General features: G+C 62.8%; 25 protein-coding genes and 1 tRNA gene. 16 read left to right on the top strand and 10 right to left on the bottom strand.

Features of this window, described 5'->3' with window-relative positions; all coding sequences use genetic code 11:
- A partial coding sequence (locus ABR948_RS12420) for an AsmA family protein (RefSeq protein ID WP_428117824.1) occupies window positions 1-673 on the bottom strand: 673 nt, incomplete at its 3' end.
- 428 nt (window positions 674-1,101) lie between these two features.
- Here ABR948_RS12420 and ABR948_RS12415 point away from each other — a divergent pair.
- Window positions 1,102-1,830, top strand: a complete 729-nt coding sequence (locus tag ABR948_RS12415; RefSeq protein ID WP_428117821.1) for a CoA transferase subunit A — start codon at window positions 1,102-1,104, stop codon at window positions 1,828-1,830.
- Window positions 1,830-2,480, top strand: a complete 651-nt coding sequence (locus ABR948_RS12410) for a 3-oxoacid CoA-transferase subunit B (RefSeq protein WP_428117818.1) — start codon at window positions 1,830-1,832, stop codon at window positions 2,478-2,480. Before ABR948_RS12415 ends, ABR948_RS12410 begins: the two co-directional genes overlap by 1 nt.
- Before the next feature lie 176 nt (window positions 2,481-2,656).
- On the opposite strand, the gene ABR948_RS12405 is transcribed toward ABR948_RS12410, so the two are convergent.
- The gene (locus ABR948_RS12405) at window positions 2,657-2,887 is read right to left on the bottom strand and encodes a hypothetical protein (RefSeq protein ID WP_428117816.1); all 231 of its coding nucleotides are present in this window, start codon (window positions 2,885-2,887) and stop codon (window positions 2,657-2,659) included.
- 12 nt (window positions 2,888-2,899) lie between these two features.
- Entirely contained in the window at window positions 2,900-3,250 is a 351-nt protein-coding gene (locus ABR948_RS12400) for an ArsR/SmtB family transcription factor (RefSeq protein ID WP_428117813.1), read from the bottom strand.
- 220 nt (window positions 3,251-3,470) lie between these two features.
- On the opposite strand from ABR948_RS12400, the gene ABR948_RS12395 reads away from it, so the two are divergent.
- Window positions 3,471-3,689 carry a hypothetical protein gene (locus ABR948_RS12395; RefSeq protein ID WP_428117810.1) on the top strand — a complete coding sequence of 73 codons (219 nt, stop codon included), beginning with the start codon at window positions 3,471-3,473 and terminating at the stop codon, window positions 3,687-3,689.
- A 105-nt stretch (window positions 3,690-3,794) separates the two neighbouring features.
- On the opposite strand, the gene ABR948_RS12390 is transcribed toward ABR948_RS12395, so the two are convergent.
- From ABR948_RS12390 to ABR948_RS12380, 3 genes are all read right to left on the bottom strand, one after another.
- Window positions 3,795-5,162 (bottom strand): MFS transporter, encoded by a 1,368-nt coding sequence (locus ABR948_RS12390; protein WP_428117808.1) that lies wholly within the window; start codon window positions 5,160-5,162, stop codon window positions 3,795-3,797.
- 108 nt (window positions 5,163-5,270) lie between these two features.
- Window positions 5,271-6,800: an aldehyde dehydrogenase gene (locus ABR948_RS12385; protein WP_428117805.1), complete on the bottom strand. Its 1,530-nt coding sequence runs from the start codon at window positions 6,798-6,800 to the stop codon at window positions 5,271-5,273.
- Window positions 6,801-6,810: 10 nt separating this feature from the next.
- Entirely contained in the window at window positions 6,811-7,446 is a 636-nt protein-coding gene (locus ABR948_RS12380) for a GntR family transcriptional regulator (RefSeq protein ID WP_428117802.1), read from the bottom strand.
- Between the two features lie 181 nt (window positions 7,447-7,627).
- On the opposite strand from ABR948_RS12380, the gene ABR948_RS12375 reads away from it, so the two are divergent.
- Window positions 7,628-8,404, top strand: coding sequence for an alpha/beta fold hydrolase (locus tag ABR948_RS12375; RefSeq protein ID WP_428117799.1), 777 nt, complete (start codon window positions 7,628-7,630; stop codon window positions 8,402-8,404).
- A 13-nt stretch (window positions 8,405-8,417) separates the two neighbouring features.
- Here the strand turns inward: ABR948_RS12375 and ABR948_RS12370 are convergent, their stop codons facing one another.
- Window positions 8,418-12,164 (bottom strand): PAS domain-containing protein, encoded by a 3,747-nt coding sequence (locus tag ABR948_RS12370; protein WP_428117797.1) that lies wholly within the window; start codon window positions 12,162-12,164, stop codon window positions 8,418-8,420.
- Between the two features lie 468 nt (window positions 12,165-12,632).
- Between ABR948_RS12370 and ABR948_RS12365 the strand changes: the two genes are divergently transcribed.
- From ABR948_RS12365 to ABR948_RS12315, 11 genes are all read left to right on the top strand, one after another.
- Window positions 12,633-13,010, top strand: a complete 378-nt coding sequence (locus ABR948_RS12365) for a phasin (protein WP_428117794.1) — start codon at window positions 12,633-12,635, stop codon at window positions 13,008-13,010.
- A gap of 390 nt (window positions 13,011-13,400) precedes the next feature.
- Entirely contained in the window at window positions 13,401-13,835 is a 435-nt protein-coding gene (locus ABR948_RS12360) for a phasin (protein WP_428117791.1), read from the top strand.
- A 218-nt stretch (window positions 13,836-14,053) separates the two neighbouring features.
- Window positions 14,054-14,130 (top strand) — tRNA-His (locus ABR948_RS12355).
- A gap of 171 nt (window positions 14,131-14,301) precedes the next feature.
- Window positions 14,302-16,131 carry a tetratricopeptide repeat protein gene (locus ABR948_RS12350; protein WP_428117788.1) on the top strand — a complete coding sequence of 610 codons (1,830 nt, stop codon included), beginning with the start codon at window positions 14,302-14,304 and terminating at the stop codon, window positions 16,129-16,131.
- A 41-nt stretch (window positions 16,132-16,172) separates the two neighbouring features.
- Window positions 16,173-16,478 carry a hypothetical protein gene (locus tag ABR948_RS12345; protein WP_428117786.1) on the top strand — a complete coding sequence of 102 codons (306 nt, stop codon included), beginning with the start codon at window positions 16,173-16,175 and terminating at the stop codon, window positions 16,476-16,478.
- A 143-nt stretch (window positions 16,479-16,621) separates the two neighbouring features.
- Window positions 16,622-16,909, top strand: coding sequence for a hypothetical protein (locus ABR948_RS12340; RefSeq protein ID WP_428117783.1), 288 nt, complete (start codon window positions 16,622-16,624; stop codon window positions 16,907-16,909).
- A gap of 146 nt (window positions 16,910-17,055) precedes the next feature.
- A complete protein-coding gene (locus ABR948_RS12335) occupies window positions 17,056-17,286 on the top strand; it encodes a hypothetical protein (RefSeq protein WP_428117781.1) in 231 nt (76 codons plus the stop codon).
- 297 nt (window positions 17,287-17,583) lie between these two features.
- Window positions 17,584-18,405 carry an anthrax toxin lethal factor-related metalloendopeptidase gene (locus tag ABR948_RS12330; protein ID WP_428117778.1) on the top strand — a complete coding sequence of 274 codons (822 nt, stop codon included), beginning with the start codon at window positions 17,584-17,586 and terminating at the stop codon, window positions 18,403-18,405.
- A gap of 223 nt (window positions 18,406-18,628) precedes the next feature.
- Window positions 18,629-18,985 (top strand): hypothetical protein, encoded by a 357-nt coding sequence (locus ABR948_RS12325; RefSeq protein WP_428117775.1) that lies wholly within the window; start codon window positions 18,629-18,631, stop codon window positions 18,983-18,985.
- Between the two features lie 94 nt (window positions 18,986-19,079).
- Window positions 19,080-20,273 carry an ABC transporter substrate-binding protein gene (locus tag ABR948_RS12320; protein WP_428117772.1) on the top strand — a complete coding sequence of 398 codons (1,194 nt, stop codon included), beginning with the start codon at window positions 19,080-19,082 and terminating at the stop codon, window positions 20,271-20,273.
- A gap of 495 nt (window positions 20,274-20,768) precedes the next feature.
- Window positions 20,769-21,449, top strand: a complete 681-nt coding sequence (locus ABR948_RS12315) for an AAA family ATPase (protein ID WP_428117770.1) — start codon at window positions 20,769-20,771, stop codon at window positions 21,447-21,449.
- Window positions 21,450-21,576: 127 nt separating this feature from the next.
- Here the strand turns inward: ABR948_RS12315 and ABR948_RS12310 are convergent, their stop codons facing one another.
- From ABR948_RS12310 to ABR948_RS12300, 3 genes are all read right to left on the bottom strand, one after another.
- Window positions 21,577-21,711, bottom strand: a complete 135-nt coding sequence (locus ABR948_RS12310; RefSeq protein ID WP_428117767.1) for a hypothetical protein — start codon at window positions 21,709-21,711, stop codon at window positions 21,577-21,579.
- 270 nt (window positions 21,712-21,981) lie between these two features.
- On the bottom strand, window positions 21,982-22,131 hold the full coding sequence (locus ABR948_RS12305; protein WP_428117764.1) for a hypothetical protein: 150 nt from the start codon (window positions 22,129-22,131) through the stop codon (window positions 21,982-21,984).
- 199 nt (window positions 22,132-22,330) lie between these two features.
- Window positions 22,331-22,606 (bottom strand): metal-sensitive transcriptional regulator, encoded by a 276-nt coding sequence (locus ABR948_RS12300; RefSeq protein ID WP_428117827.1) that lies wholly within the window; start codon window positions 22,604-22,606, stop codon window positions 22,331-22,333.
- Window positions 22,607-22,717: 111 nt separating this feature from the next.
- On the opposite strand from ABR948_RS12300, the gene ABR948_RS12295 reads away from it, so the two are divergent.
- Window positions 22,718-25,111, top strand: a complete 2,394-nt coding sequence (locus ABR948_RS12295) for a heavy metal translocating P-type ATPase (RefSeq protein ID WP_428117762.1) — start codon at window positions 22,718-22,720, stop codon at window positions 25,109-25,111.
- Window positions 25,112-25,340: the final 229 nt, after the last annotated feature.

Below are 25,340 nucleotides of genomic sequence, written 5' to 3'. Positions count from 1 at the left end.
CGAGGCGGGCTTTCAGGCCGGAGCGGTCGCCGGACAGAGCGGCGATGAAGTCGCTGACGCTGATGCTGCCGTCGACGCGCTCGCCGCGCCAGTCGAATTGCCCGGTGGCGGCAAAGGAGCGCGAGATCGACGGCCAGGCCAGCGACAGGTCGATATTGTCGAGCGTCTCGCTGGCCTGATGCCCGGTATCCTCATAGGCCAGCGTGCCGTCCTGGATCCGGATTTCCGAGAACGAGAGCTGGTTTTCGGCGCCGGGCTTCATGGTGCGCGCGATGGTGTCGATGAACGGCGTCCAGTTGCTGGCGCCCGCGGCGTCGCGCACCACATTGATGTGGGGGCGCAGCATCATGACATCGGCGATCTCGAAGCGCTGCAGCAAGAGCGGCACCAGGCGCAAATTCGCGGTCAGGACGTCGACCGCGAGCGCGGGGTCGGCGGTCGCGGCACCCTTGAGCCCGACATCGTGAAACGAGACGTAGCTGGCGGGGAACACCGAGATTTCGGTGTCGCCCTTTATTACGAGATCAAGCCCGGTGACGGCGCGGATCTGGGCCTCGACCGCCTGGCGCAGGGCGTCCCGGTTGATCAGCCAGGACGTCGCGACCAGGCCGATCAGCGCCACGCCGAGAAACGCCGCAATCGGCATCCCCAGGCGCTTTATTCCTTGGGCCATGGTCAATGACGTATCCTGGTCTGGGTCGGGTCAAAACCGCGGGCTTGGTGCTGCCATCCGGTCGCTGCTGAAAAGCCGGGCAGGGGAAGGGAACCCCCGCGCCAACCCGCGCAACTTGATCGGTTTTCTTGACGCTTTCAAGGCCGGGGGGTGGGGTCTTCCCACCGCTGCGGCGGGGCCACTTGAGGATGAAGCGGTTTTCCGTCATGGCCGGGCTTGTCCCGGCCATCTACGTCTTTCTTACTTACCATCCACGTCGTTCTTGCTAATTGGCACAAAGGACGTGGATGCCCGGGACAAGCCCGGGCATGACGACCTTTTGCGATAACGCCCCCGTCATTGACGCACTGCGAAGATTTCGCCTAATAATCCCAAGAATGCATAATGCCGGCGCTGGCCCGCGCCTCCCTCCATCAGGTCGAGATGTCATGAACAAGGTCTACCCCGACGCCAAATCGGCCCTCGACGGCGTCCTGAAGGACGGCATGATGATCATGTCCGGCGGCTTCGGGCTGTGCGGCATCGCCGAGACCCTGTCGGATGCGATCCGCGACTCCGGGGTCAAGAACCTCACGGTGGTTTCCAACAATGCCGGCGTCGACGGCATCGGATTGAGCCGGCTGCTCGAAACCCGCCAGATCAAGAAGATGATCTCGTCCTACGTCGGCGAGAACAAGCTGTTCGCCCAGCAGTTCCTGGCCGGGGAACTGGAACTCGAATTCAACCCGCAGGGCACGCTGGCGGAACGCATCCGCGCCGGCGGCGCCGGCATCCCCGCTTTCTACACCAAGACCGGGGTCGGCACTTTGATCGCCGAAGGCAAGGAAGTGAAGGAATTCGACGGCGAGAAATATCTGATGGAGCGCGGGCTGTTCGCTGATTTGGCGATCGTGCACGCCTGGATGGGCGATACCGCCGGCAATCTCATCTACCGCAAGACCGCGCGCAACTTCAATCCGATGATGGCGACCGCGGCCAAGGTAACGGTCGCGGAGGTCGAGCATCTGGTGCCGGCCGGCGAACTCAATCCCGACCACATCCATACGCCGGGGATTTTCGTCAAGCGCATCATCGAGGTCGGCTCCGCCAAGAAGCGGATCGAATTCCGCAATACAAGGCCACGCCCCGCGGCGTCGGCAACGGGAGAAGAAGTCTGATGGCCTGGACCCGGGAACAGATGGCGGCCCGCGCCGCCAAGGAATTGCGCGACGGCTATTACGTCAATCTCGGCATCGGCATTCCGACGCTGGTGTCGAACTACATTCCCGACGGCATCGATGTCAATCTGCAGAGCGAGAACGGCATGCTCGGGATGGGCCCGTTCCCCTATGAGGGTGAGGAAGACCCCGATTTGATCAATGCCGGCAAGCAGACCGTCAGCGAGTTGCCGTCCACCAGCTATTTCTCGTCGGCGGAATCCTTCGGCATGGTCCGCGGCGGCCACATCGACCTCTCGATATTGGGCGCGATGCAGGTGGCGCAGAATGGCGATCTCGCCAACTGGATGATCCCCGGCAAGATGGTCAAGGGCATGGGCGGCGCGATGGATCTGGTCGCCGGCGTCAAGCGCGTGGTGGTGGTGATGGAGCATTCCGCCAAGGACGGCGCCAAGCTGTTGAAGCAGTGCAACCTGCCGCTGACCGGCGAGAAGGTGGTCGACCTCGTGGTCACGGATTTGGCGGTGTTCACCATCGACAAGCACGGCAAGGACGGCATGGCGCTGATCGAACTCGCCGACGGCGTCACGCTCGACGAGGTGAAGTCGAAGACCGAAGCCGAGTTCCGGGTGGCGCTGAAGAATACGTAGGGTTTCACACTATCGTCGTCCCGGCCAAGCGAAGCGCGAGCCGGGACCCATAACCACAGTTGTTAGTGGTTGGCGTAGCTGGTGATCCAACTCGGCCCAAAATTTACATTGGTGGTTATGGGTCCCGGCGTTCGCCGGGACGACGAGAGTTGGCGTTGCACTCGCAACAACCCCCCTCACTCGACCTCGCGCAGCAGCTTCTCGATCGCGGTCAGCCTGAGCTTCATCTCGGAAACATCTGATTGCACCGACACCGCCTGCGCGGCCAGTTCGCGATAGACATCCTCGCGGGTCACGCGCGCAGTGTCGCGTCGCGCCGCCGAGAAATATTTCATGCCGAACACCAAGAGGATGGTGACGAGAACGAGAATGGTGACAAGCAGGAACGTGTGTGCGTGCTCAGCCATGGCAGGGTCCTTCTAATCAAGTCGTGTCGAGGGGAGGGTGAGAGATTTGATCGCCGCGGCGATGGTCGCCGGGCTGAGGTCGAAGCTGAAATCCGTGACCTCGAAGAAATTGAGCGCCTTGCCGTCGTCGGACAGTTCAAGCTGGCTGGTGACCAGTCCGGCTTCCTCGAGCTTGTTCAGGTGCAAATGCAGCAGCGGGCGGCTGATCCCGACATCGCGCGCCAGCTGGCTGATGTAGTTGCGCCCTCTCGAGCGCAGCGCAGCCACGATGCGCAGCCGGTGCGGATTGGCGAGCGCGAGCAGCATCCGCAGCATCTGGTTGCCGGTCAGCGAAGAGGAGGTGATTGGTTTTCGGTCTTTCATATGTAAGAAATTACTGACACATGAAAGACCATATGTCAATTCGCGCCGGCCCGCGGGCCGGGTTCCCCGCCCGCATTAGTGTCACCTGGCGGACATAAAGGCGCGGCAATCGCGCACAACGCTGGCGACATCCATCGCCGCCGCGGAAAACGTTCCGCTTCAATCCCCGCTCATGATGACGATCCGGATCGCCGCATCATCCGGATCGTCCGGTACTTCCATGAAAACAAAAATCATCTGCATAGCCCTGATGCTATGCACCCCCGTCTATGCCGACGAAACCAGTCCGAACCACCGGCATGCCTTGTTGAGCCGCGTGGCGTGTCCGGCGATCCGCGAGGCCGTCAAGCTTTACGGCGAAGCCCATGCGGAGCAATGGGCGCGCAGCCACGGCGTGTCGGACACCAGGATCGAAGAAGCCAAGCGGTGCCTGAAGTAGCGTGCCGTAGAGTGGGCAAAGGCGCTTTGCGCCGTGCCCACCGTCTCTCTCATGTGCAGCGCTGTGGTGGGCACGCTTTCGCTTTGCCCACCCTACGGTCCTACCTTAAGTCACCTGCTTCAGCACCGCGGGGGCCACGTCCTCGCCCTTGAGTTCTTCCAGGCTGCGGTGCCGCGGCTCGATGCCGAGCGCCCATACCGTGATGATCTGCACCACCAACAGCCCGATCATCAGCGACATCACGCCGGCGACGCCGCGGGCCTCGAACAGCATCACCACCAGGAACGGCGTCACGATGGTGGCGCCGCGGCCGAGCGTGTTGACGATGCCCGACGCGCGCAGCCGCACTTCGGTCGGGAACAGTTCGGGAATGTAGATGCCGAACAACAGCGCCACCAGCACGTAGATCGGCACCGTCAACGCGAAGCCTGTGATCGGCAGCCACACCGGGTCCGAGATCAAGGGATAGATCATGCCGAGCGCGACCGAAACGATCGAGGCGCCGATGATGGTCGGCTTGCGGCCCCAGCTGTCGGCGGTCAGCGCGCCGATCGCCGAGCCGACCGGCGCGCCCAGCGCCATTAATAACGAATAGCCGAACGAGGTCGCGACGCTCAGCCCCTGCTTGATGAAGAACACCGGCAGCCAGGTGACGAATCCATAGAGCAGCGTGTTGATGGTGATCAGACACACCGAGCCCACGATCATGCGCGACAAGAGGGGGGCGGTGAACAGCGACGCCAGTTCGCCGGATACCGCGACGGTCGGCCCAGTTGATGGCGCCGGCAATGGCTTGCCCTGCGCGGCCTCGCGTTCGATCGACTGCATCAGCGCCTCGGCTTCCTCGGAGCGGCCGACCGCTTCCAGCCAGCGCGGCGATTCCGGCAGCGCCTTGCGCAGGTACCAGACGATCAGCGCGCCGATGCCGCCGAGCACGAACATCGCGCGCCAGCCGAAATGGGGCACCACCAGCGAGGCCAGCAGCAGCGAGACCGGAAGACCCGTGACGACGCATACGGTGGTGAAGCCGAGCCATTTGCCGCGCGAGCGCGCCGGCACGAATTCGGTCATGGTCGCATAGCCGACGACGTTTTCGGCCCCGAGCCCAAACCCCATCACGAAGCGGCAGGCGATCAGCACCGCCATGTCAGGCGCGAAAGCGGCCGCGAGCGAGGCGATGCCGAACAGCAAGAGATTGAACTGATAGGTGAAGCGGCGGCCGTAGCGGTCGCCGAGAAAACCGGTCGCGAACGAGCCCAGCATCATGCCGACAAAGGTCGCCGAGATGAACAGCGCGTTCTGCGGCAGAGTGGAGAAGCCGGTCTTCAGGGTGACGCCAAGCACGGTGCCGGCGAGATAGATGTCGAAACCGTCGAAGAACATGCCGATGCCGATCAGCATCATGATGCGGCGATGGAACGGGCCGAGCGGGAGCCGGTCGAGGCGGCTGCCGGCGTTGACTGACGTGACCATGTGCGTTCTTCCCTCTTATTGTTTTATTGATTGAAGTGGCTGCCGGTCGTTTCGACCTGATGCAGCCGCCTGTTATTCGCTTCAGTTCACGGGCTCAGTTCATGGGCTTCAATTCAATCTTCGCTGCGCCGCCGTGTCGCGGTACCAGTCGAACGGCTGGTCGTGGGTCGCGACCATCACGCTCTTGGTGTTGAAGTGGTCGTCGAAGCTTTCGGTGCCGAATTCGCGGCCGACGCCGGAATCATCGACGCCGCCCCAGGGCGAGGCCGGATCGAGCCGGTGATGATCGTTGATCCAGACGATGCCGGCCTTGACGGCAGACGCGAGGCGATGCGCGCGCGCGATGTCGCGGGTCCGGATCGCCGCCGCCAGCCCGAACGGGGAATCATTGGCGAGCCGCAGCGCGTCGGCTTCGTCCTTGAACGGCGTGACTGACGTGAAGGGGCCGAACACTTCCTCCTGGAAGATGCGCATGTCGGATTTCACGTCCGCAAACACGGTCGGCTCGATGAAGTAGCCGCCTTCATGGCCAGGCACCTTGGCGGCGACGCCGCCGGCCACCAGCCGCGCGCCGTCCTCATGGCCGAATTTCGCATAGGACAAAACACGATCGCGCTGCCGCGCCGAGATCACCGGCCCAAGCTGGGTTGAGGGATCGAAGGGATCGCCGATGCGAATGCTTTTGGTCTTGGCCGCGAGCTTCTCCACAAACTCGTCATAGATCGAGGCCTGCACCAGATGGCGCGACGCGCACACGCAAGTCTGGCCGGCGCCGATGAAGGCGCCGAACGCCGCATAATTGACGGCCTGATCGACATCAAAGTCACCGAACACCATCACCGGCGTCTTGCCGCCGAGCTCCATGGTCTGGTGCGCGAACACTTTGGCGGCGGCCGCACCCGCGATGCGGCCGGCTTCGGTGCCGCCGGTCAAGACCAGCTTGTTGATATCGGGGTGCTCGGCCAGCAGCTTGCCGGTGGTCTGGCCGAGGCCGAGCACGACGTTGAACACGCCCGGCGGCAGCCCTGCTTCAGTGAAGATCTGCGCCAGCTTCAGCGTCGTCAGCGGGGTGTATTCCGACGGCTTGACCACGGTGACGCAGCCGCTCGCCAAAACAGCCGCCAGCGATTTGCACATGATCATCAAGGGATGATTGAACGGCGTGCAGTTGGCGACGATGCCGATCGGCGTGCGCAGCGTGTAATTCAGATACGAGCCCTCGACCGGAATCACCGCATCGCGCCGCGCCAGCGCCAGCCCTGCGAAGTAGCGAAAGAAATCCGGCAGCCGCGACAGCTGCGCCCGGGTCTCGTTGAGCGGCCGGCCGTTGTTGAGGGTTTCCAGCCGATACAATTGCTCCAGATTGGCCTCGAACGCATCCGCGAGGCGATTGACCAGCCGGGCGCGGGCGCGAATGTCCATGCCGCCCCAGGCGCGGCCTTCGAACGCGGCCCGCGCGCTCTTCATCGCGACATCGACATCATCAGCGGTCGAGTTCGGAATCCGCGCGATCACGTCGCCGGTGGCGGGATTGCGGACATCGAGCATCTCGCTGCTGCCAGCTTCGATCTCGCGGCCGTCGACGAAGTTGCCGTGGATTTCGACCTCGGTCGCGGCGGGTTTTGCGGAAATGTTCATGGGGCTCTCCTTAGATGACAACGGCGTTGCGCTTGAGTGCCGGCAGCACGCGCTTTTCGGTTTGACTGATATGCGCCTTGATGATGCGCGCGGCGCTGCGCCGGTCGCGCCGCTGCATCGCCTCGATCAAAGCGACATGCTCGGCCACCAGCTGGGTCGGATCGTGGCCCCTGACATTGGCGACGCTGACGCGCACCAGCCGGTCGGCCTGTCCGATCAGATCGCACAGCGCCTCGGCCATGCGGCGGTTGCCCGACGCATGCGCCAGCGCGGAGTGAAAGGCGCGGTTGTAGGCGATGAAGTCCTCATGATCGCCCGAAAAGCGCCTGAAATCGTCGAGCGTGTTGAGCACGCTGTCCGGCGCCTGCTCGATCGCCTCGGCGACGCAGGCCGGCTCCAGCGCCAGCCGGAATCGCAAGAGGTCGCGCGCATCCGACAACGAGATCGGATTGACCCGGTAGCCCTGGCGCGGCTGCACCGTCACGAGATGCTCGCGCTCCAGCCGCAGCAAGGCTTCGCGCACCGGCTGGCGGCTGACGGCATAGCGTTCGGCGAGCTCCTGCTCGCGCATATCATCGCCTGGCGCCAGACGGCAGGTCAGAATATCAGCGCGCAGGCTTTCATAGACATTATCGCGCAAAAGCATCGGTTTTCCCTTTAGATCGTCGATAATCTTGCAGTCGTGAAATATCACGTCAAGCGACAAAGGCTTGAAAAGCGCGAATTTTGATTTATCAATCGGTTCCACCGGCGAAATCCGGCCCCGCCCAAGGTGCGCACGCCCTTGCAACCCCGAACGCCCTTCCAAATCAGAAAGAGAGACCGGCATGGACCGACTTTTCGCTGACGGCACCGTCAATGCCGGGCAGTCCGGCCAGGGTCCGGCGCTGTTTTTATTTCACTCGCTGCTGTCGGATCGCGCCAGTTTTGATGCCATCACGCCCACGCTGTCGCAGTCGTTCCGGGTGATCGTTCCGGAATTGCCGGGCTTCGGCGGATCCAAGGCGGTTCAAGGCGGTCTCGCCGGCGTCGCCGACCGCATGGCGCAGGCCGTGACGGAGGGCGCCGGCGGCGGCGCGGCGATCGTGCTCGGCAACGGTTATGGCGGGTTCGTGGCGCTGCAGATGGCGATTCGCCATCCTGATATCGCGACCAAATTGATTCTGGCCGATTGCGGCGCGGCGTTTTCTGAAACCGGGCGCCAAGCTTTCCGCAACATGGCCGCGGCGTCAGCGGCCAAGGGGCTGCAGGCGATCACGGATGTGGCGATGCGCCGGCTGTTCGCGCCGGAATTTCAGCACCAGCATCCGGATCTGATGCGGGGTCGCCGCGAAGCCTTCCTGAAAACCGACATCGAGGTGTTTCAGGCCGCCTGTGGCGCGCTGGCCGAGCTCGACCTGCGGCCCGAGCTGAAACAGGTCAAGGTGCCGGTGCTGGTTCTGGTCGGCGAGCATGACGAGGCGACGCCGCCGCCGATGTCGCATGAATTGGCCGCGGGCCTGCCGGACGCGCGCCTGAAAATCCTTCCGGGCTGCGCCCACGTGCCGCAACTGCAATCGCCCGAGCTGTTCCTGGCAACGATCGGCGATTTCCTGACGGCGTAAATCCGGACTGGCGTTACGCCCTTGCTAGCGCGTGCGAAAACACCACCTCGATCAGGGTGCCCGAGCGAGGGCCGCCGGTCTTGATCTGGAACTGGGCGCGATTGGCTTCGACCAGGGCTTTAGTGAGCGACAGGCTGACGCCGGAACTGTCGGAGGCCTGATCCGATGGCGGCCGGGTCCGGAACGGCTCCATCGCGGCGGCGACTTCGTTGTCGTTGAGGCCGTGGCCGGTATCGCGGACTCTCAAGACCACCTCGCCGAAATCCGACAGCGCGGTGGAGACGATGACCTGGCCGCCGGCATTGGCGAGATGGATCGAATTACCGATCAAATTCAGCGTGATCTGGCGCAGCGCGCGCGCGTCGGCGACCACCGGCGGCAGCATGTGCGCCAGCGAGGTGCGGATGATGATGCGTTCGCGGTTGGCCTGCGGCTGCATCACCGCGACGCAGCTCTCGACCAAATCGTTGAGGTTCTGGTTGGCGAAGGCGAGATCGAGCTGGCCGGTCTCGATCCGGGAGAGATCGAGCAGGTCGTTGATGATGGCGATCACGCGCTCGCCGGAGGCGCGGATGTCCTTCATGTATTCGACGTAACGCTCATTGCCGAGCGCGCCGAAGCGTTCGCCGATCATCACTTCGGCAAAGCCGATGATGGCGTTAAGGGGCGTGCGGACCTCGTGGCTGATCCGCGCCAGCATGTCGGCCTTGGCGTTGGCGGCGCGATCGGCCAGCCGCCGCGCCTGCTGCAATTCGCTCTCGCTCTTCTTGCTCTGCGACAGGTCGCGAAACACCGCGAAGAAATTCGGACCGTCGGCCCGGGTTCTCCCCATCGTCATCGACAGCGGGATCAGGCCGCCGCCGCTCACCCGGCCGAGCACTTCGCGGCCGTGATCGAGCAGGCTGGCGACGCCGCTGCCCTTGACGCTTTCGAGATAATCCATCACCGCGGACTGGCTCTCCGGCGCGAACAGCTCGGCGAGATTGCGTTGCACCAGCTCCTGTCCGTCATAGCCGAACAGCGCCTCGGCGCTGCGGTTGCACGAATTGATGTTGCCCTGCGCATCGAACATCACGACGCCTTCGGCCGTCGTATCCAGAATAGCCCCGAGTTCCTCGGCATTGGCGGCGCCGACGGCGGACGGTTCTGTGGCGGGCAAAACTGGTGCGGGTATGGCTTGTACGGGCAATGCTTGGGCGGACAAGGCTTGCGCGGGAACGGCTTGCGTGAACGCGGCGGCGACATCGGCGCCTGGCATGCCGGCGCCGGAGAAGATCAAGGCCAGCGCGGAATCGTCGTCCCATGAAATCGTGAACAGATGCGCCTCGGTCGCAGGTGCGGAGGGATGTTGCGTCGACGAAGCATATTCCGACGCAGGATTTTCGTTTAAAGCAAGGCTGGCGCAGATCGTCACGGGCGTGCCGGTGTCCGAGGTGCTGCTGGCGCTGGAGACGCCGGGCTCGACATAGAGCGCGTCGAGACCGCCGGCCTGTTCCAGCGCGTTGAGGCTCGCATAGCCCATCCGGGTGAGAAACGCCGGGTTGGCATAGAGCAGCCGGTCCAGCCGGTAAATCAATACGCCGACGGGCAACAGATCGAGCAGCATCTTGTCGCGCCGGGTTTCGCCGCGCGCCGGCGGCTCGGGGCGCGCCAGCCAGCTCGGCTGTTCGGTAATTTTCTCGGGTGTTTCAACGGCGGCCGGTGGCTCGACGACGGCTTCGGATGTGCCGGGTGCGGCCGTTGTCGCTGACAGGCCGTTCTCGCTTTCGAGCCGGGCTGATAATTGCCGCGCGAGCTCGTTGAAGGCGTTGTTTTCCACCGGCGTCAGCACCGGCGATTTCGGTTCGCTGATCGGCCGGAACGGAACCACGTTCCTCAGCATTCCCTTCAGTGTTTCCTGGGACGTTTCCACGGATGTTTCCAAATCGGTTGGCGGTGAATTCTCTGAAGCAATCGGTGCGGATGGTTCAGGCGGTGCGGCGGAGGCCGTCGCATCAGGTCCCGCGGGCGGCGCATCCTCGAGGACTGTTGCTTCTTGCGCAGGCGTTTCCTGCGCAAGCGTTTCCTGGACAAGCGTTTCCGGGACAGACAAATCCGGCGCGGCCTCGGCCTCGACGGGGGCAGCCAAATCGTTTGGCGGCATCGGCAGGTCGCTGAAAACCTGGTGACGGCGCAATGCGTCGAGCCGCGCCAGTTCGTCGAGATCGCGGCAGACGCCGAAGCCGCGATAGCCGGCCAGATTTCCAGTGTGATCGTAGATCGGCAATCCCGACAATTCGACCGGCAGGCGGCCGCCGCCGTCGACAGGCCAGTTCAGGGTGATGCCGCTCCAGGTGCCACGTGTCTCGATCGCCTTGGCGACGCGGTCCTCCGGATCGAGCCCGAAGGTCTCGGCGATCTCGCTCCACGGCCGGCCAAAGGCCGCGGCGGTATGGGCGCCGATCAGCCGGCTGAATTCGTCGGAGCCGAGCGAGAAGCGGCCGTCGGAATCCATCTGCCACATAAAGCGCAGCGGGTGCCGGCGTGGCGCAGAGGACTCGTCGATTCCTGATGGCGCCGCGATGGGCAATGGTGTGATTGACGGCGAACTTGGCGCTTCAGTCGTAGCCGACGATTCCACGGCATCCGCGGGTACCGGCTCATCGGCCACGGCTTCGATGTAAGGCGAAGGCTCGTGCGGATGAACTTCAGTCTCGGATGCCAGCGTCTCGGATGTCAGCGTCTGTGATGTCACCGTGTCCGCAGGTACGGTTTCTGCCGCGGCTTCCACGGGTGACGCTTCGGCCGCGGGCAAGTCGGCAGGGGGTAAGTCGAGCGATACCGCCGATGGCGGCTCGGGCTCGACCGGCGGTTCGGAGACAACAAGCTGTTCGGAAGCGATGGATTCGGAAGCGGCGTGTTCGACGGCCGGAGCTTCCGGCGTTTCGGCGAATTCGTCGATCAACGCGAATTCGGCCGGAGCTTCACCTGACATCGCGGGTTGTTCGTAATGCGGTGTCGGCTCCACAGGTGGTGCGACCGGCTGCGGCGCCACTTCAGGTGAAGGCGAGGCGGCGGCCACAACTTCCGGCGCAGGCGCAGCGGTCTCCTGGACCGGCGCGGCCTCCGTTGCCTTCGCTGCGATCAGCGCCACGAGGCCGATATCGGCGCCGGTCCCGACCCGTTGCAGCACCATATGGCCGATGCCGACCGGCGTTTCGGAGCGGCCCTGCTTCAGCGCGTCGCTGCGCGCCTCGTCAAGACCGGCTTCGGTCAGATTGCGAAAGCCGAGCAGCGACCGCGCGGCGTCGCTGGCGCCGATGAACAGGCCGTCGCGCGCAAACGCGGCGATTGGGGTGTCGATACCTTCGACCAGGCGTTGCAGCCGCTCGACCAGCGGCATCGCGCGGCCGACCGTCTCCATGGCCGCGACCAGAACGCCCTGGCTGCCGTCGGCGAAATCAAGCCGCGCGCAGCCGCAGGTGATGAGGGCGCCGAGCGAAGCGCCGAAGCCGCGCAGGCGCTCCAGCCGGATCGCGCCGGTGGCCGGCAATCGTCGCGCCAGTTGCGCCACCTGCCGCCGATGGGTATCGGCCGGGCCGAACGTCTTTTTGCCGAGGATGGCGCCATTGGCCGCGCCGAACAGGCTGGCGCCGACCGGATTGGCCCACAGAATCCGGGTGCCGTCGATCGACCACAGCCATACCGGCAGCGCGCTCGTCGCATAGACCGCCAGTCGCGGATCGCCGACACCTCGCAACTGGAATTCCGCATGATTCATCGTGGTAATATGACCGGCCGGTTTGGTGGTTGCCCAAGGATGGTGTCAGAGCATGGTGTCAGAGCATGGCGTCAGAATTCAGCGGCCAAACGATGACAGCCTTAACGGATTGTTAGTATCGCCCGCGGGGAGCGGCAGGTCCACGGCCTCCGCGCCGTGGCGACCCCCAAAGCCCCGATAACCTTAATCGGGGTGAACCTGGTGCCGGCTCCGGCGTTGGGAGTCGCGAGGGGCCATCACAAGAGGCCATCAAATGTCCACGATAAGCAACATTTGAACGCCGCGTCATGGCGGCGAAGCGTTTTGTCGCTAGGCTTGATTCGGGCGAGGGAACAGGGGCCGTGGATGGCCCTTTCATAGCGTTTTCCAGCCAACGGGTCGCGCGAATGCGCGCCCGATGACAGGCTCCGTGGGTACCGGTTCGCGTTAAGAAAACGCGTCAAAATTAAAGTCAACAGGGAGTGGGACATGAGCGAGAATGGACATTTCGAGATTCCGAAGGAAATGCGATCGATGGCCGAAGCCAGCTTCGACCAGGCCCGCGCGGCCTTCGAGAAATTCGTGACCAGCGCGCAACAGACCGCTGGATCGCTGGAGGAACGCGGTGCGAGCGTTCGCGCCGGCGCCAAGGACATCGGCACCAAGGCGATGTCCTATGCCGAAAAGAACGTTCAGGCCTCGCTGGATTACGCCCAGTCGTTGCTGCACGCCAAGGATCTGACCGAGATCATGCGGCTGCATAGCGAATATGTGCAGACCCAGATGCGCTCGCTGGCCGAGCAGGCCAGCGAAATGGGCCAGATCGTCAGCCGCGCGGCGATGGAGGCCGCCAAGCCCAAAACCTGAAGCCGAAAACCCAAGGGTTTGGATAGACTCTAGACCTGACGAGATTTCTAACGAAGCACTAGCCGCCCTTCCCTGACGGGGAGGGCCGGAGGTGGCGAAGTCCACCTCTTGGCTTCTCTTGGCTTCGATTTTTGGTTTCGAGTCTTGCATTTGGTTTCGATTTTTGGTTTCGAGTCTTGGCTTCGACGCGCGCGCACCCAGCCCGCGTCAAATATACGGCATTGCACCTTAAATTGCGTTGCATTGCACAAAATTGACATGATAAGGGTGCTTTCTGTCGGGTGCCCGACGAAGGGCATTCCCACCGTGTGATCCAAGTCGACGTTCCCGGGGGCTGCCGGGCGCGCAAGGGGTCACTTCACTTCACCCCCCGTTGCGAAGGATGCTGCCATGGCTAATCCCACCGATCCTTTCTCCGCCTCCGTTATCCCGTTCGAGGTTCCCGAGCAGATGCGTGCGTTCGCCGAAAAGGGTGTTTCGCAGGCCCGCGACAGCTACGCCAAGTTCAAGGATGTCGCCGAAACCCACAACGGCACCATCGAGGCGGTGTTCGCCAGTGCCAGCAAGGGCGCCAGCGAATACTCCGCCAAGCTGATGGAAATGATGAAGGCCAACTCCACCGCGACCCTCGACTTCGCGCAGGAGCTGCTCGGCGTCAAATCGCCTTCGGAAGCGATGGAATTGTGGACCGCGCATGCCAAGAAGCAGTTCGAGACTTTCACCGCCTACAGCAAGGAACTGACCGAACTGACCCAGAAGGTTGCGACCGAAACCGTCGAGCCGATCAAGGCCAGCGCGTCGAAGCTGTTCAAGCCGGCCGCCTGATCGAGCCGGATGCCGCTCCAAAAAAAGCCCGGGCGATGAGCCCGGGCTTTTTGCTGTGATGGGGTGCCGATGATACACGCCGGAAGAAGCCCGCATCGCCCGGCTTTTGCGGTAACCGCGCTGATGTTTTGCCCCTTTCCCGGCCTTGCCAAAGACCGGCGTTGCACCTAGTTTCCGCCCCGTTCGCGACCCCCCTTTTCGGGCGGCCGGCAAAGGATGCAGTTGTAGCTCAGTTGGTTAGAGCGCCTGTCTGTGGAACAGGAGGTCGGTGGTTCGAGCCCACCCAACTGTACCAACGGAACCGTGTTTCGAGGCTACAACGCGAGCGGCCTAGCCGCATGATCCTGAGAACGATGACCCGATCGCGCAATCTCACAATCCTATGCGCAATGCCGGAAATCGGATTCGGTACTTCTTGCTCGATACCATCGTCCACCCGAGTCAGGGCCGTTGAGCGTGACTACCGATGAGTGAGCGCCGGGTCGCCGCAGAAGGTCCCCAAAACCCAACTTCAGCGCCGCCCCCGACGCCCGCAGAGCTGTTCCAGGCCGGCATCCAGCATCTGGCTGCCGGCGAGCGGGTTGACGCTCAGCTTTGCTGCCAGCGCGCTCTTGAGATCGACCCAGGATTTGCCGACGCCTTGCATCTGTTGGGGCTGATCGCGTTGCAAGCTCAAGACTACGACCCCGCCGTCGAATGGCTCGCGCGTGCTATCCGGCTGGATGCCAAACCGGACTATCTCGTCACGCTGGGCACCTGCCTTAAGCTCTCTGGACGGCGTGATGAAGCGCTGAAGGTCTTCGACAAGGCGGTGCAACTCAAGCCCGATTGCGCTGGGCTATGGACGCATCTGGCTGGCGCGTTGGCCACGTGTGAGCGCCATGCAGACGCGATCCTCGCCTACCAGCAGGCGCTCAAGCTCAACCCGCAACATTGGGACGCGGCGTTCCACGGCGCGGTGTTGCTGCACCGAGTCGAGCGGTTTGAGGAGGCGCTTGCCCATTTCAATCTATGCGAACAACTCAGGCCCGACCATGCCGCGACATTGCAGGCGCGCGCCCGGACGCTGCGCGCGCTGAAGCAGCTTGAAGCATGCCTTGCCGATCTTGAGCGCGCCGATGCGCTTAGTCCTGGCGATCCCTTCACCTGCAACAATCTCGGTGACGCGCTGGTTGGGCTCGGCCGGTATGAGGAAGGCCTCGCCTGGTATTCAAAAGCACTCGCGCTACTCCCAGATCACGCCGAGATCCTGGTGAATAGGGGCTTTGCGCTCACCCAGCTGCACCGCTTCGATGAGGCGATCGAGGCGTTTCGACGCGCTGTCGCGGCTGACCCGACCAACGCCAGGGCCGCCTACGAACTGGCGCATCTTCTTTTGCAAACCGGGGATTTCGAGCAGGGCTGGGCTGCGCGCGAGGCGCGCTGGCGCATGCCGGGCTTTTCCGCCGAGTATCCGAGGTTCTCGCAAAGCAAATGGCTCGGCGAGGAGGACGTGGCAGGCAAGACCATCTTGGTCCATATCGATGAAGGACTGGGCGATGCGCTTCAGTTTGCCCGCTTCATTCCGATGCTGGCGGCGCGCGGTGCGCGGGTGATCCTTGTCGTCCAGGACGCACTGGTCTCCCTGCTGTCGGGATTGCAGGGTGTCGCCGAGTGCGTTCCGTTCTCCGCCTCCGTTGCGGGCCGCCTTCCGCCGTTCGACTTGCATTGCCCCCTCATGAGTCTGCCGCTTGCGCTTGCCGCGCGACTTGCGACCATCCCTCCACCGCCTGCGCTGTCCCCTTTGCCGCCCGCGCGCGTTGCGGCGTGGGAGCATCGTCTGGGATCGCGCGACCGCTTGCGGATCGGTCTCGTCTGGTTCGGCAATCCCCTGCAGGGCAACGACCGCAACCGCTCAATGCCGCTTGCGACCCTGCTGCCCCTGCTCGATCTCAATGCGCGTTTCGTGAGCCTGCAGAAGGATCCGAGGCCCAATGACAAGGCCCTGTTGAACGGGCGGCCGGATATTCTCGATGTCTCGGATGGCCTTACCGACTTTGTCGAAACCGCAAGCCTCGTCTCCTGCCTCGATCTCGTGATCACGGTATGCACCAGCGTCGCGCACCTATCTGCCACGATCGCACGGCCGACCTGGGTGATGCTCCCTTACGTCGCCGACTGGCGCTGGATGAACAACCGCGACGACAGCCCCTGGTATCCATCCGTCCGGCTGTTCCGACAGGATGAAACACGTGATTTTGCCAGGGTGGTGGCGCGTATTCGCGCGGAACTGGCGGCCCAGCTACCTCGCAGTTGACCCCAAGGTACCTCTAGGGTGAGGCGGGAGTGCTGGATCGAATGGCTTCCGTCTTCAACGATTACAAATGGCCCTCGAGATCACAGAACAAAACAAATAGTCTGGCCGAGAATTTTGCCGAACAAGATCGGATCATGCGGCTCGTAGCGGCCATCGTACTTGCAGGCATCATTCTCAAGATTTTGCTCGACGCAACTGACGTCCTATTCGCGCGTGGGGAGGCGAAACGAAGCCTGGCGCCACTGCTCGCCGGGTTCGGCCTGATCATTGCGGTGGCGCTTGGGTGTATTGGCATCCTGCTTTGGTGCAAGCAGCTGAGCATTCCGACCGCTTCGCTCCACCCGTAGTGATTTGCGACGCGCGGTTTGGCGCCGGAGGCTTCTCAATTATCTTTTAGAAACTCAGATATCTTTTAGAAACCGAGACCGGAACCCCCTTCTGTTTCTGCGTTTGGTCAGTTGCGTTACCGCAAAACCAAAAGGAGGGACGCATGACCAAATTCAGGATGTTCGGAGCCGCCGGACTCTCGTTTGTACTTGCGCTTGTGTTGGCGGGTCCGGCGATGGCCGCCAGCGACGGCTATGGGATGCACCGCGTCTATCACGCGCATGATGGCCGGGCGATCCACCGAATGCCCGCGCAGGATTTTGACACTTATGATTTCGGCGCAGTTCGTCCGGCCTATCGCCCGGGGCGGTCGGGTCCCTATGACGACGGTAACTACCCGGGCAGTGTTGACGATAATATCAGGCTGCCACCAAGCGCGAATGGCGGTTGATTAGATAGCTCCGCGCCGCCGCGCGGTGCAGCCGCCGCACGGCGGCGCGGGAGCTGCGGTGCGTTTCCGGCGCCGGCTGCTCGCTGATACGCGGAACGAACGTCGCCGGTCCACGTTGCCAGATCACCGCAGCCGGGGAGGCGCCCATGACCAGCCACACGCCCAGCGATGAAGGCATCTCGGCGATGGTCGATATCCTGCGCATGTCGGGACTGCACTTGAATCCGAGCCAGCGCTCGGAGCTGGACGGCCTGATCGCGCACGGCTTGATCGAGAGGATCGCCGTTTCCGGCGCCAGCGAGCCGGCCAGATATGCCGTGACTCCCAAGGGCCATCAAATGCTCGGAGAACGCGGGGTCGGGGTCAACGAGTCCTGACCGGCGTCGGTCTACGTCTGATTCTTGCTGCCCCCCTTCGTTGACCCTCGCGCGCGCGAAGAGGTACGCTCCGCAGATATTTTCGAACCCACGTTAATTTTTTGGCAACTTTTAGCGTGCCGGGCATCTCGAAAGACATTTCTAATCGCAGACAACCAGAGATATCGGCTGAACCGAAGTGTAACCATTATAAAACTTGGCCACTTTGAATACGGCGGATGATGCTATTCGATTTTTCCGCCGCGCCTGACGCTCGGCAAAAACGCAACTGCGATTTCGTTAGTAGAGGACCCGCCCATGCGTTCCGTGTTGCTGTCGGCCCTGATGATCTCCACTATCGCGCTATTCTCTAATCCCGCCAGTGCTGGGGATCGTCTCCAGCAGATTGAAATTCTAAAAGGGGACAAGCCCCATTCGGCAAACTCGACCGACGTGACCTATCGCGGTTACGCTACCCATCTATCGGCAATCGCAGGCCGCAAAGATTTCAGCGAAATAGTAAGCGCGCTGCAACACCAGGTCGACATTGTCGAGAACGCCGGATTGAGTCCGCGTGTCCTTAACTTCTTTCGCTCGATACCAATCGTTACGGACGAATGGTCTTGTCTGGCAAACGAAGCGACCGCCATCGCCTGTTATGAGCCCAGCGGTACTCCGGCATTCGGAGCGTACGTTGTGCGAGCCAACCGCGTCTGGAATAGCGATGGGTCGCAGTGGACCAAGAACAGCGCATACGTTGGCGCAGAAAACGGCGTCATAATGGTTCGTCCTTTGCTAACGTCCGAAGAGCAAAATCCGGTGATGCTTCACGAACTGCTCCATGCCTTTCATGCCCAAATTATGCCTCAAGGGTTTCGAAACGAAGGAGTTCTGTTTCACTACAATCTCGCGAAAGGCAATAAGCTTTATCCCGAGGACAAATATCTTATGAAAAACGAGCGAGAATTTTTCGCCGTTACGGCGAGCATCTTTCTTTATGGAAAGGACACTGCTCATGATCCTTTCACGCGCTCAAACCTGAAAGAGAAGCAGCCGGGCTACTACAGGTATCTTGTGGGACTCTTTGAATATGATCCAGACCGCGCCCCCAACGCATCACCGGTCGCGTCAGCATATTGAGCGTTAGCGAGTGCGTGATCTTGGTTATTGGCGCGTCTGATGCGTGGAACGACTTTGGCCGGTTCACGTTGCCTGATCGCCGCAGCCGGGCAGGCCGCCGGCGTCGGGGTCAACGAATCCTGACCGGCGTCTCCTGACCGGCGTCGGTTTGGATCTGCCTGCATGCTTGCCAACCACCCCTTGGTTCACCCACAATTCGCCGATTGGCGCTTTGGGGGGATTCATGTCCGCAATCCGATCCGGCAATTTCCAGTTCAGTCTGATGCTCGCCGCCACGCTGTCATGTTCGCTGGCGTTGTTGATGTGGCCCACGGCAGGCCGGGCCTACACTGACGAGGAGCAACAGGCCTGCAGCGCCGACGCGTTTCGGCTGTGCAACGCCGAGATTCCGGATGTCGAACGGGTCACGGTCTGCATGATCAGGAACAAGTCCCAGCTCAGTCCCGGCTGCCGGGTATTTTTCCGGCCCGACCCCGAGATCGCGCCGGCCGCGGCGGGCAGGCCGCTCAGCATCCGGCCGGGAAAACATGTCGGCACGCACAAACCCAGGAAGCCGGCCAGGAAGCATCACGCGACCTGAGGCTAAGGCCGACCGGCCGGGAAAGCCACGCAGGCTTGCCAATATCCGGCCGCTCGCTCACACTTCCTCGATAATAAAAAACCGGAGGAAGCTCATGTTCGTTCAAAAGCTCGCGCGCTTCGGCGCGGCGGTCGCGGTGTTGTCGGCGCCGCCGGCGCTGGCGCAGAAGCAATACGGTCCCGGCACCAGCGATACCGAGATCAGGATCGGGCAGACCATTGCCTATAGCGGGCCGGCTTCGGCCTATGGCACGCTCGGCAAGGTCGAGGCCGCCTATTTCAAATGGCTGAACGAGACCAAGGGCGGCATCAACGGCCGCAAGATCACCTTCATCAGCCGTGACGACGGCTATTCGCCGCCCAAGGCGGTGGAGAATGTGCGCGGCCTCGTCGAAAGCGACGAGGTGGCGCTGATCTTCGGCGTGCTGGGGACGCCGCTGAACATGGCGATCCGGCCCTATCTGAACAAGCAGGGCGTGCCGCAGCTGTTCGTCGCGGCCGGCTCCTCGGCGCTGAACGACCCCGCGCATTTCCCCTGGACCATGGGCTGGCAGCCCAATCTGCGCGACGAGGCGAAATTCTACGCCAGGCACCTGTTGGCCCATAACCCGAAGCCGAAGGTCGGCGTGCTCTACCAGAACGACGATTTCGGCAAGGATCTGCTGGCCGGCCTCAAGGAGGGGCTCGGCGAAGACGCCGACAACATGATCGTCAGTGCGCAGAATTTTCAGTCGACCGATCCGACCATCGACAGCCAGATGGTGATCCTGCAGAATTCCGGCGCCGATGCGCTGTTCCTGTTCACCTATGCCAAGCAGGCGGCGCAGGCGATTTCGAAAATGTCGGACCTGAAATGGAAGCCGGAGACATACCTGCATCTCGGGGCGGCCTCGGTCGGCGCCACCTTCAAGCCGGCCGGCCTCGACAAATCCGTCGGCATCATGAGCGCGGGCTTCATGAAGGACGTCACCGATCCCAAATGGGCCGGCGATCCCGACGTCCAGGCCTGGACCGAGTGGATGAAGGCCAATATGCCCGGCGCCGACCTCAACGACAGCCTCACCGCCGCCGGCTACAGCTTCGGGCAGACGATGGAGCAGGTCTTGCGGCAGTGCGGCGACAACCTGACCCGCGAGAACATCATGAAGCAGGCGGCGAGCCTGCACGATTTCCGGGTCGGCCTGCTGCTGCCGGACAGCCGCATCAATACCGGACCGACCGATTACCGCGTGGTGACCTATATGCGGCTGCAGCGGTTCAACGGCGCCAGCTGGGACGATGTGAAGTAGGGGCCGGTGGGCGTTTCCTCCGGAGGGGAAACGCCGCCGGCTTTTTCAGGCTCTCTAACAGCTTGAAAATGATTCACTTTTTGTCATGGCTGGTTTCTTGGCTGGTTTCTTGGCCGGTTTCTTGGCCGGTTTCTTGGCCAGACGACAGCATCGCCGGGTCCGCGCGCCGCATGCTGAGTCCGACTCCAGGGGATGATAGCCGTCGATACCCGCGAGCCCCGCGGTTGCCTGCTTGGAAGGCAGCGTCGCGTGCCGCGGACTCGGTTTGTTCGCTCCGGCCAGCGGATTTCATGAAGCGGTCAAGAAAGCCGCTCCATGACGGCCTTAGACGCCGTCTCGCTTCGATTTTCGGCCATACCGCAGCGCAGGGTGTGACTCAAAAGCCAACCTCGCTGATCAATCAGAGGTTTCACCACAATTAATTGTAAATTTATCTTTCACGAATCAGCGCGCTGATTCATTTTCGGCTTCTGGGGTCAATCTGGAGGCCAAGGTATGAACGTCATTGTTTTTGCATCGCGTAAAGGCGGCTCGGGAAAAAGCACCCTGGCCGCTCATCTAGCCGCGCATGTCCATAAGGCAACGAAGCCATGTCTGCTCGTCGATGCCGATCCGCAGGGATCGCTCACGCTCTGGCATAAGCTGCGCGGCACCAACGAACCGCAAATCAAGACCGCGGTCAATTCCGTCAGCGGGATCATCGCTGCCGCCAAGCGTGACGGCATTGAATGGGTGTTCATCGATACGCCGCCGAATACCTCGGCCGTCGTGGAAGATGCCATCAAGAATGCCACCATGGTGATTATCCCGGCGCGGCCGGGGGTGTTCGACGTCAACGCCGTGCAGGAAACGATTCAGACCTGCCGTGCCGCGCGCAAGCCCTATGCGGTCGTCATCAACGGTGCGCCGGCACGCAGGGACGACGTGGAGAGCCGGATCGTGACCATCGCGCGCGAAGCGCTGGCCAAGTTCCGCGCACCGGTGTGGGGCGGCCAGATCACCAACCGCGCCGATCTCCTGATGGCACTCGGCAAGGGTGAAGGCGCCCGCGAATATTTTGCCGAAGGCCGTGCGGCTGCGGAAATCGGCCGGCTATGGGCGGCGATCGAACGCTCGGTGAAGGCGATCCGCGGCACCGCGTCCGCGACCGGCGCGATGCACAAGCAGGCGGCGTAGTTTCGCCGCATTGCCGGACCGGCAGAAACGCGCGCCAACCGCGCGTTTTTCGTTTCATAAAACATCATCCCGCGTCAGCAGTTGCGCTGACGCGGGATGATGTTGCTTGCGTGCGGCAAAGCGCCGCTCAATTCACCATCAGCACGTAAAACAAAACGACCGGCGACAGGCTCAGGATCACCGACCAGATGCCGAGCGCCCAGAGAATGTCCTGTGTGCTGAAGCCCTGTTGTTCAGGGTTTGGATTGTTCTCGATATTCACGACGCCCCCGCGTTTTTGGTTTTATGGCGATAGTGATACACGCCGAATTTTAAAAACCCGGTTGCAACATCGCTTGCATTTGAACACAGGTGCTACCGTGGATTAACCATTGGTCTGGCCGTGTGGTTTCGAGCCAATGCCTGGCCCGGACGCGATCCAGGGCGGATACCGGTTCGTGACAAGGAAGATGCGTCAGACAAAATGAGAGCCCCGTTTCTGATTGAACAGAACCGAGGCTCTCATTTTCTCAGCTTTGATTTTTTTATTTTCTCAGCTTGCCATCAGCATGTGAAAGGCCAGCACCGGCGACAGGCCGAGCAGCACGGCCCACAGGCCGAACGACGACAGCAGCAGAAGATCGTGGATCTTCTCGGCCCGCTCGGAATACAGATATTTGCTGCGAACGCTCTGAATGGTCATGGTTTCCCCCGTCCCTTGTTGGTTGGGAAAACCAATAGGCCTCAAATTTTAAAGTTGCGGCCGCCGCATGGTTCGGATTTGAAGCCCCGGCGCTACCAGGCGTTAACCAGCTGCATGGTTGCGCCGGCGCGGAAGCTCTATTTCTTGGTTTGACGCGTTTTCTTGACGCGAACCGGTGTCCACTTCGCTGGAAAACGCTCTACCGGTCGGCGCGGCTGACCACATCCATCAGCTCGGCGATCTTGCGGCGCTGATCGGCCTTGTCGCCGGACGAGATCGCATGCTCGACGCAATGCGCGACATGGTCGCGCAGGATTTCCTCCTCGACCCGGCGCAGTGCCGCCTTCGCCGCCGCGATCTGTGTCACCACGTCGATGCAATAGCGGTCTTCCTCGACCATCCCGGCGAGACCGCGGATCTGGCCTTCAATTCGTTTCAGTCTTTTCAGGCAGGACGTCTTGATCTCGGTGCGCATATCGCTCATATACCCCCCTAGGGTATATAGTTCAAGGGGCCGGGCCAAGAGATCTGGCAAGAGATCTGGCAAGGGATCCGGCAAGCGGCCGGGAGAGATTGGGTGACGGACATGAAGCATGCACACGGCACCGGCGCGGCGCATGCCGGCCATCACCACGGCACCGGGACGCAGGTCGCGTCCTGCTGCGGCGGTCAGCATAGCGACGACAACAAGCCCGTGGCGGTCGCGATCGATCCCGTGTGCGGCATGAGCGTCGACACCGGGAGCGCCAAGCACCGCTTCAGCTATAGTGGGCAGGACTATTTCTTCTGCGGCGCGCGCTGCCGCGAGCGCTTTGAGGCCGAGCCGGAAAAATTCCTCACGCCGAAGCAGCCGGAACCGGCGGCGCCGGCCGGCACCATCTACACCTGTCCGATGCATCCGCAGGTGCGGCAGGTCGGTCCGGGCAGCTGTCCGATCTGCGGCATGGCGCTGGAGCCCGAACAGATCTCGCTCGACGATCCGCCCGATCCGGAACTGATCGACATGACCAGGCGATTGCGGATCGCGCTGGTGCTGACCCTTCCGGTGTTCGTGATCGAGATGGGCAGCCATCTCGGCCTGATGCATCTGGTGCCGCCCGAGTGGTCGAACTGGATTTCGCTGGTGCTGACGACGCCGGTGGTGCTGTGGGCGGGCGCGCCGTTCTTTGTCCGCGGTTGGAATTCTTTAATGACGCGCAACCTCAACATGTTCACGCTGATCGCGATGGGCACCGGTGTTGCCTATCTCTACAGCGTGGTCGGCACACTGGCGCCGCAGCTGTTTCCGCCCGCGTTTCGCGACATGCACGGCATGGTCGCGGTGTATTTCGAGGCCGCGGCGGTCATTACGGTTCTGGTATTATTGGGGCAGGTGCTGGAATTGCGGGCGCGCGAGCGCACGTCGGGCGCGATCCGCGCACTGCTCGGCCTCGCGCCGAAGACCGCGCGGCGCGTCACCGCCGGAGGTGACGAGGATGTCGCGATCGACGCCATCGCGGTCGGTGATGCGCTGCGGGTTCGTCCGGGCGAGAAGATTCCGGTCGACGGCGTCGTCACCGAGGGACGCTCCGCGGTCGATGAATCCATGGTGACCGGCGAATCGATGCCGGTGTCCAAGGCCGAAGGCGCCCGCGTGATCGGCGGCACCGTCAACCAGAGCGGCGGATTGGTTCTGCGCGCCGACAAGGTCGGCCGCGACACCATGCTGGCGCGGATTGTCGACATGGTGGCGCGGGCGCAGCGCTCGCGGGCGCCGATCCAGCGGCTCGCCGACCGGGTCGCCGGCTGGTTCGTGCCGGCGGTGATCACAGCGGCGCTCGTGGCGTTCGCGGCCTGGATGAGTTTTGGGCCGGAGCCGCGCTTTACCTTTGGCCTGGTCGCGGCGGTGACGGTGCTGATCATCGCCTGTCCCTGCGCGCTTGGCCTCGCCACGCCGATGTCGATCATGGTCGGCGTCGGCCGCGGCGCGCGTTCGGGAATCCTGATTCGCGACGCGCAAGCGCTGGAGCGGTTCGAGCGCATCGATACCATCGTGATCGACAAGACCGGCACCTTGACCGAAGGCAAGCCCAAGGTGGTGTCGATCGTCGCGACGGAAGGGATCGACGAGAATTCATTGCTGCGGCTGGCGGCCAGCGTCGAGCGCGGCAGCGAGCATCCGCTGGCGCAGGCGATTTTGAACGCGGCTGCGGAACGCCAACTGAGCCTCGGCGAGGTCAGCGGTTTCACGTCGCCTTCCGGCAAGGGCGCGACGGGCATCGTTGATGGCAAGACCGTCGCGCTCGGCAATGCGATGCTGATGGGCGATCTGAAGATTGCGACGCGGGCGCTCGACGGCGCCGCGGAGGCCGCCCGGCACAGCGGCGCCACCGCGATCTATGTCGCGATCGACGGCCGCGCCCGCGGCGTGCTCGCCATCGCCGATCCCGTCAAACCGTCGGCCAAGGCCGCGCTGCAGGCGCTGCGCGACGACGGCCTGCGCATCGTGATGCTGACCGGCGACAATCTCACCACCGCGCGGGCGGTGGCGTCGACGCTCGGCATCGACGAGATCGAGGCCGGGGTGTTGCCGGAGCGCAAGAGCGAGGTGGTGCAGCGATTGCGCGGGGAAGGCCGTCGTGTCGCGATGGTGGGCGACGGCGTCAACGACGCGCCGGCGCTGGCCGCGGCCGATGTCGGCGTCGCCATGGGCGGCGGCACCGATGTGGCGATCGAAAGTGCCGGGGTCACGCTCCTGACCGGGGATCTGATGGGCCTGGTGCGGGCCCGGCGATTGTCGGTCGCGACCATGGGCAATATCCGCCAGAATCTTGCGTTCGCGTTCCTGTATAATGCCGCCGGCGTTCCGATCGCGGCCGGCGCGCTCTATCCGGTGTTCGGCATCCTGCTGTCGCCGATGGTGGGGGCGGCCGCGATGGCGCTGTCGTCGGTCAGCGTGATCGGCAATGCGCTGCGGCTGGCGCGGACGCGGCTGGATTAGGGCGTGAACGCTGTGCACTCGCGCGAAATGAAAAGGCCGCCAAATGAGGCGGCCTTTGATTTTGCGTCGTGATTTTTTCGTAGCGAGAGGTCCAGGGGCCAGAGGTCTAGGCGCCCTTTTCGCATTTCGTCATGAAGCTGTTTTTCGCGGCGCCGGAAAGCGGCTTGCCATCCGCGCTCACCGCTTTGCCTGCGCAGGAGTCGGCCATGCATTTCTTCATGAAGGATGT

It is taken from the genome of Bradyrhizobium sp. (assembly GCF_050014615.1).
GTDB lineage: Bacteria > Pseudomonadota > Alphaproteobacteria > Rhizobiales > Xanthobacteraceae > Bradyrhizobium.
The sequence above is the reverse complement of the archived record's forward strand: the minus strand, read 5'-3'. Positions and strand labels throughout refer to the sequence as shown.

Coding starts and splice junctions, on each gene's coding strand:
- ABR948_RS12320 (WP_428117772.1), top strand. CDS start 19,080: ATGTTCGTTCAAAAGCTCGCGCGCTTCGGCGCGGCGGTCGCGGTGTTG.
- ABR948_RS12360 (WP_428117791.1), top strand. CDS start 13,401: ATGGCTAATCCCACCGATCCTTTCTCCGCCTCCGTTATCCCGTTCGAG.
- ABR948_RS12295 (WP_428117762.1), top strand. CDS start 22,718: ATGAAGCATGCACACGGCACCGGCGCGGCGCATGCCGGCCATCACCAC.
- ABR948_RS12365 (WP_428117794.1), top strand. CDS start 12,633: ATGAGCGAGAATGGACATTTCGAGATTCCGAAGGAAATGCGATCGATG.
- ABR948_RS12395 (WP_428117810.1), top strand. CDS start 3,471: ATGAAAACAAAAATCATCTGCATAGCCCTGATGCTATGCACCCCCGTC.
- ABR948_RS12370 (WP_428117797.1), bottom strand. CDS start 12,164: ATGAATCATGCGGAATTCCAGTTGCGAGGTGTCGGCGATCCGCGACTG.
- ABR948_RS12405 (WP_428117816.1), bottom strand. CDS start 2,887: ATGGCTGAGCACGCACACACGTTCCTGCTTGTCACCATTCTCGTTCTC.
- ABR948_RS12345 (WP_428117786.1), top strand. CDS start 16,173: ATGGCTTCCGTCTTCAACGATTACAAATGGCCCTCGAGATCACAGAAC.
- ABR948_RS12400 (WP_428117813.1), bottom strand. CDS start 3,250: ATGAAAGACCGAAAACCAATCACCTCCTCTTCGCTGACCGGCAACCAG.
- ABR948_RS12415 (WP_428117821.1), top strand. CDS start 1,102: ATGAACAAGGTCTACCCCGACGCCAAATCGGCCCTCGACGGCGTCCTG.
- ABR948_RS12385 (WP_428117805.1), bottom strand. CDS start 6,800: ATGAACATTTCCGCAAAACCCGCCGCGACCGAGGTCGAAATCCACGGC.
- ABR948_RS12305 (WP_428117764.1), bottom strand. CDS start 22,131: ATGACCATTCAGAGCGTTCGCAGCAAATATCTGTATTCCGAGCGGGCC.
- ABR948_RS12375 (WP_428117799.1), top strand. CDS start 7,628: ATGGACCGACTTTTCGCTGACGGCACCGTCAATGCCGGGCAGTCCGGC.
- ABR948_RS12380 (WP_428117802.1), bottom strand. CDS start 7,446: ATGCTTTTGCGCGATAATGTCTATGAAAGCCTGCGCGCTGATATTCTG.
- ABR948_RS12410 (WP_428117818.1), top strand. CDS start 1,830: ATGGCCTGGACCCGGGAACAGATGGCGGCCCGCGCCGCCAAGGAATTG.
- ABR948_RS12390 (WP_428117808.1), bottom strand. CDS start 5,162: ATGGTCACGTCAGTCAACGCCGGCAGCCGCCTCGACCGGCTCCCGCTC.
- ABR948_RS12350 (WP_428117788.1), top strand. CDS start 14,302: ATGAGTGAGCGCCGGGTCGCCGCAGAAGGTCCCCAAAACCCAACTTCA.
- ABR948_RS12315 (WP_428117770.1), top strand. CDS start 20,769: ATGAACGTCATTGTTTTTGCATCGCGTAAAGGCGGCTCGGGAAAAAGC.
- ABR948_RS12335 (WP_428117781.1), top strand. CDS start 17,056: ATGACCAGCCACACGCCCAGCGATGAAGGCATCTCGGCGATGGTCGAT.
- ABR948_RS12300 (WP_428117827.1), bottom strand. CDS start 22,606: ATGCGCACCGAGATCAAGACGTCCTGCCTGAAAAGACTGAAACGAATT.
- ABR948_RS12340 (WP_428117783.1), top strand. CDS start 16,622: ATGACCAAATTCAGGATGTTCGGAGCCGCCGGACTCTCGTTTGTACTT.
- ABR948_RS12330 (WP_428117778.1), top strand. CDS start 17,584: ATGCGTTCCGTGTTGCTGTCGGCCCTGATGATCTCCACTATCGCGCTA.
- ABR948_RS12325 (WP_428117775.1), top strand. CDS start 18,629: ATGTCCGCAATCCGATCCGGCAATTTCCAGTTCAGTCTGATGCTCGCC.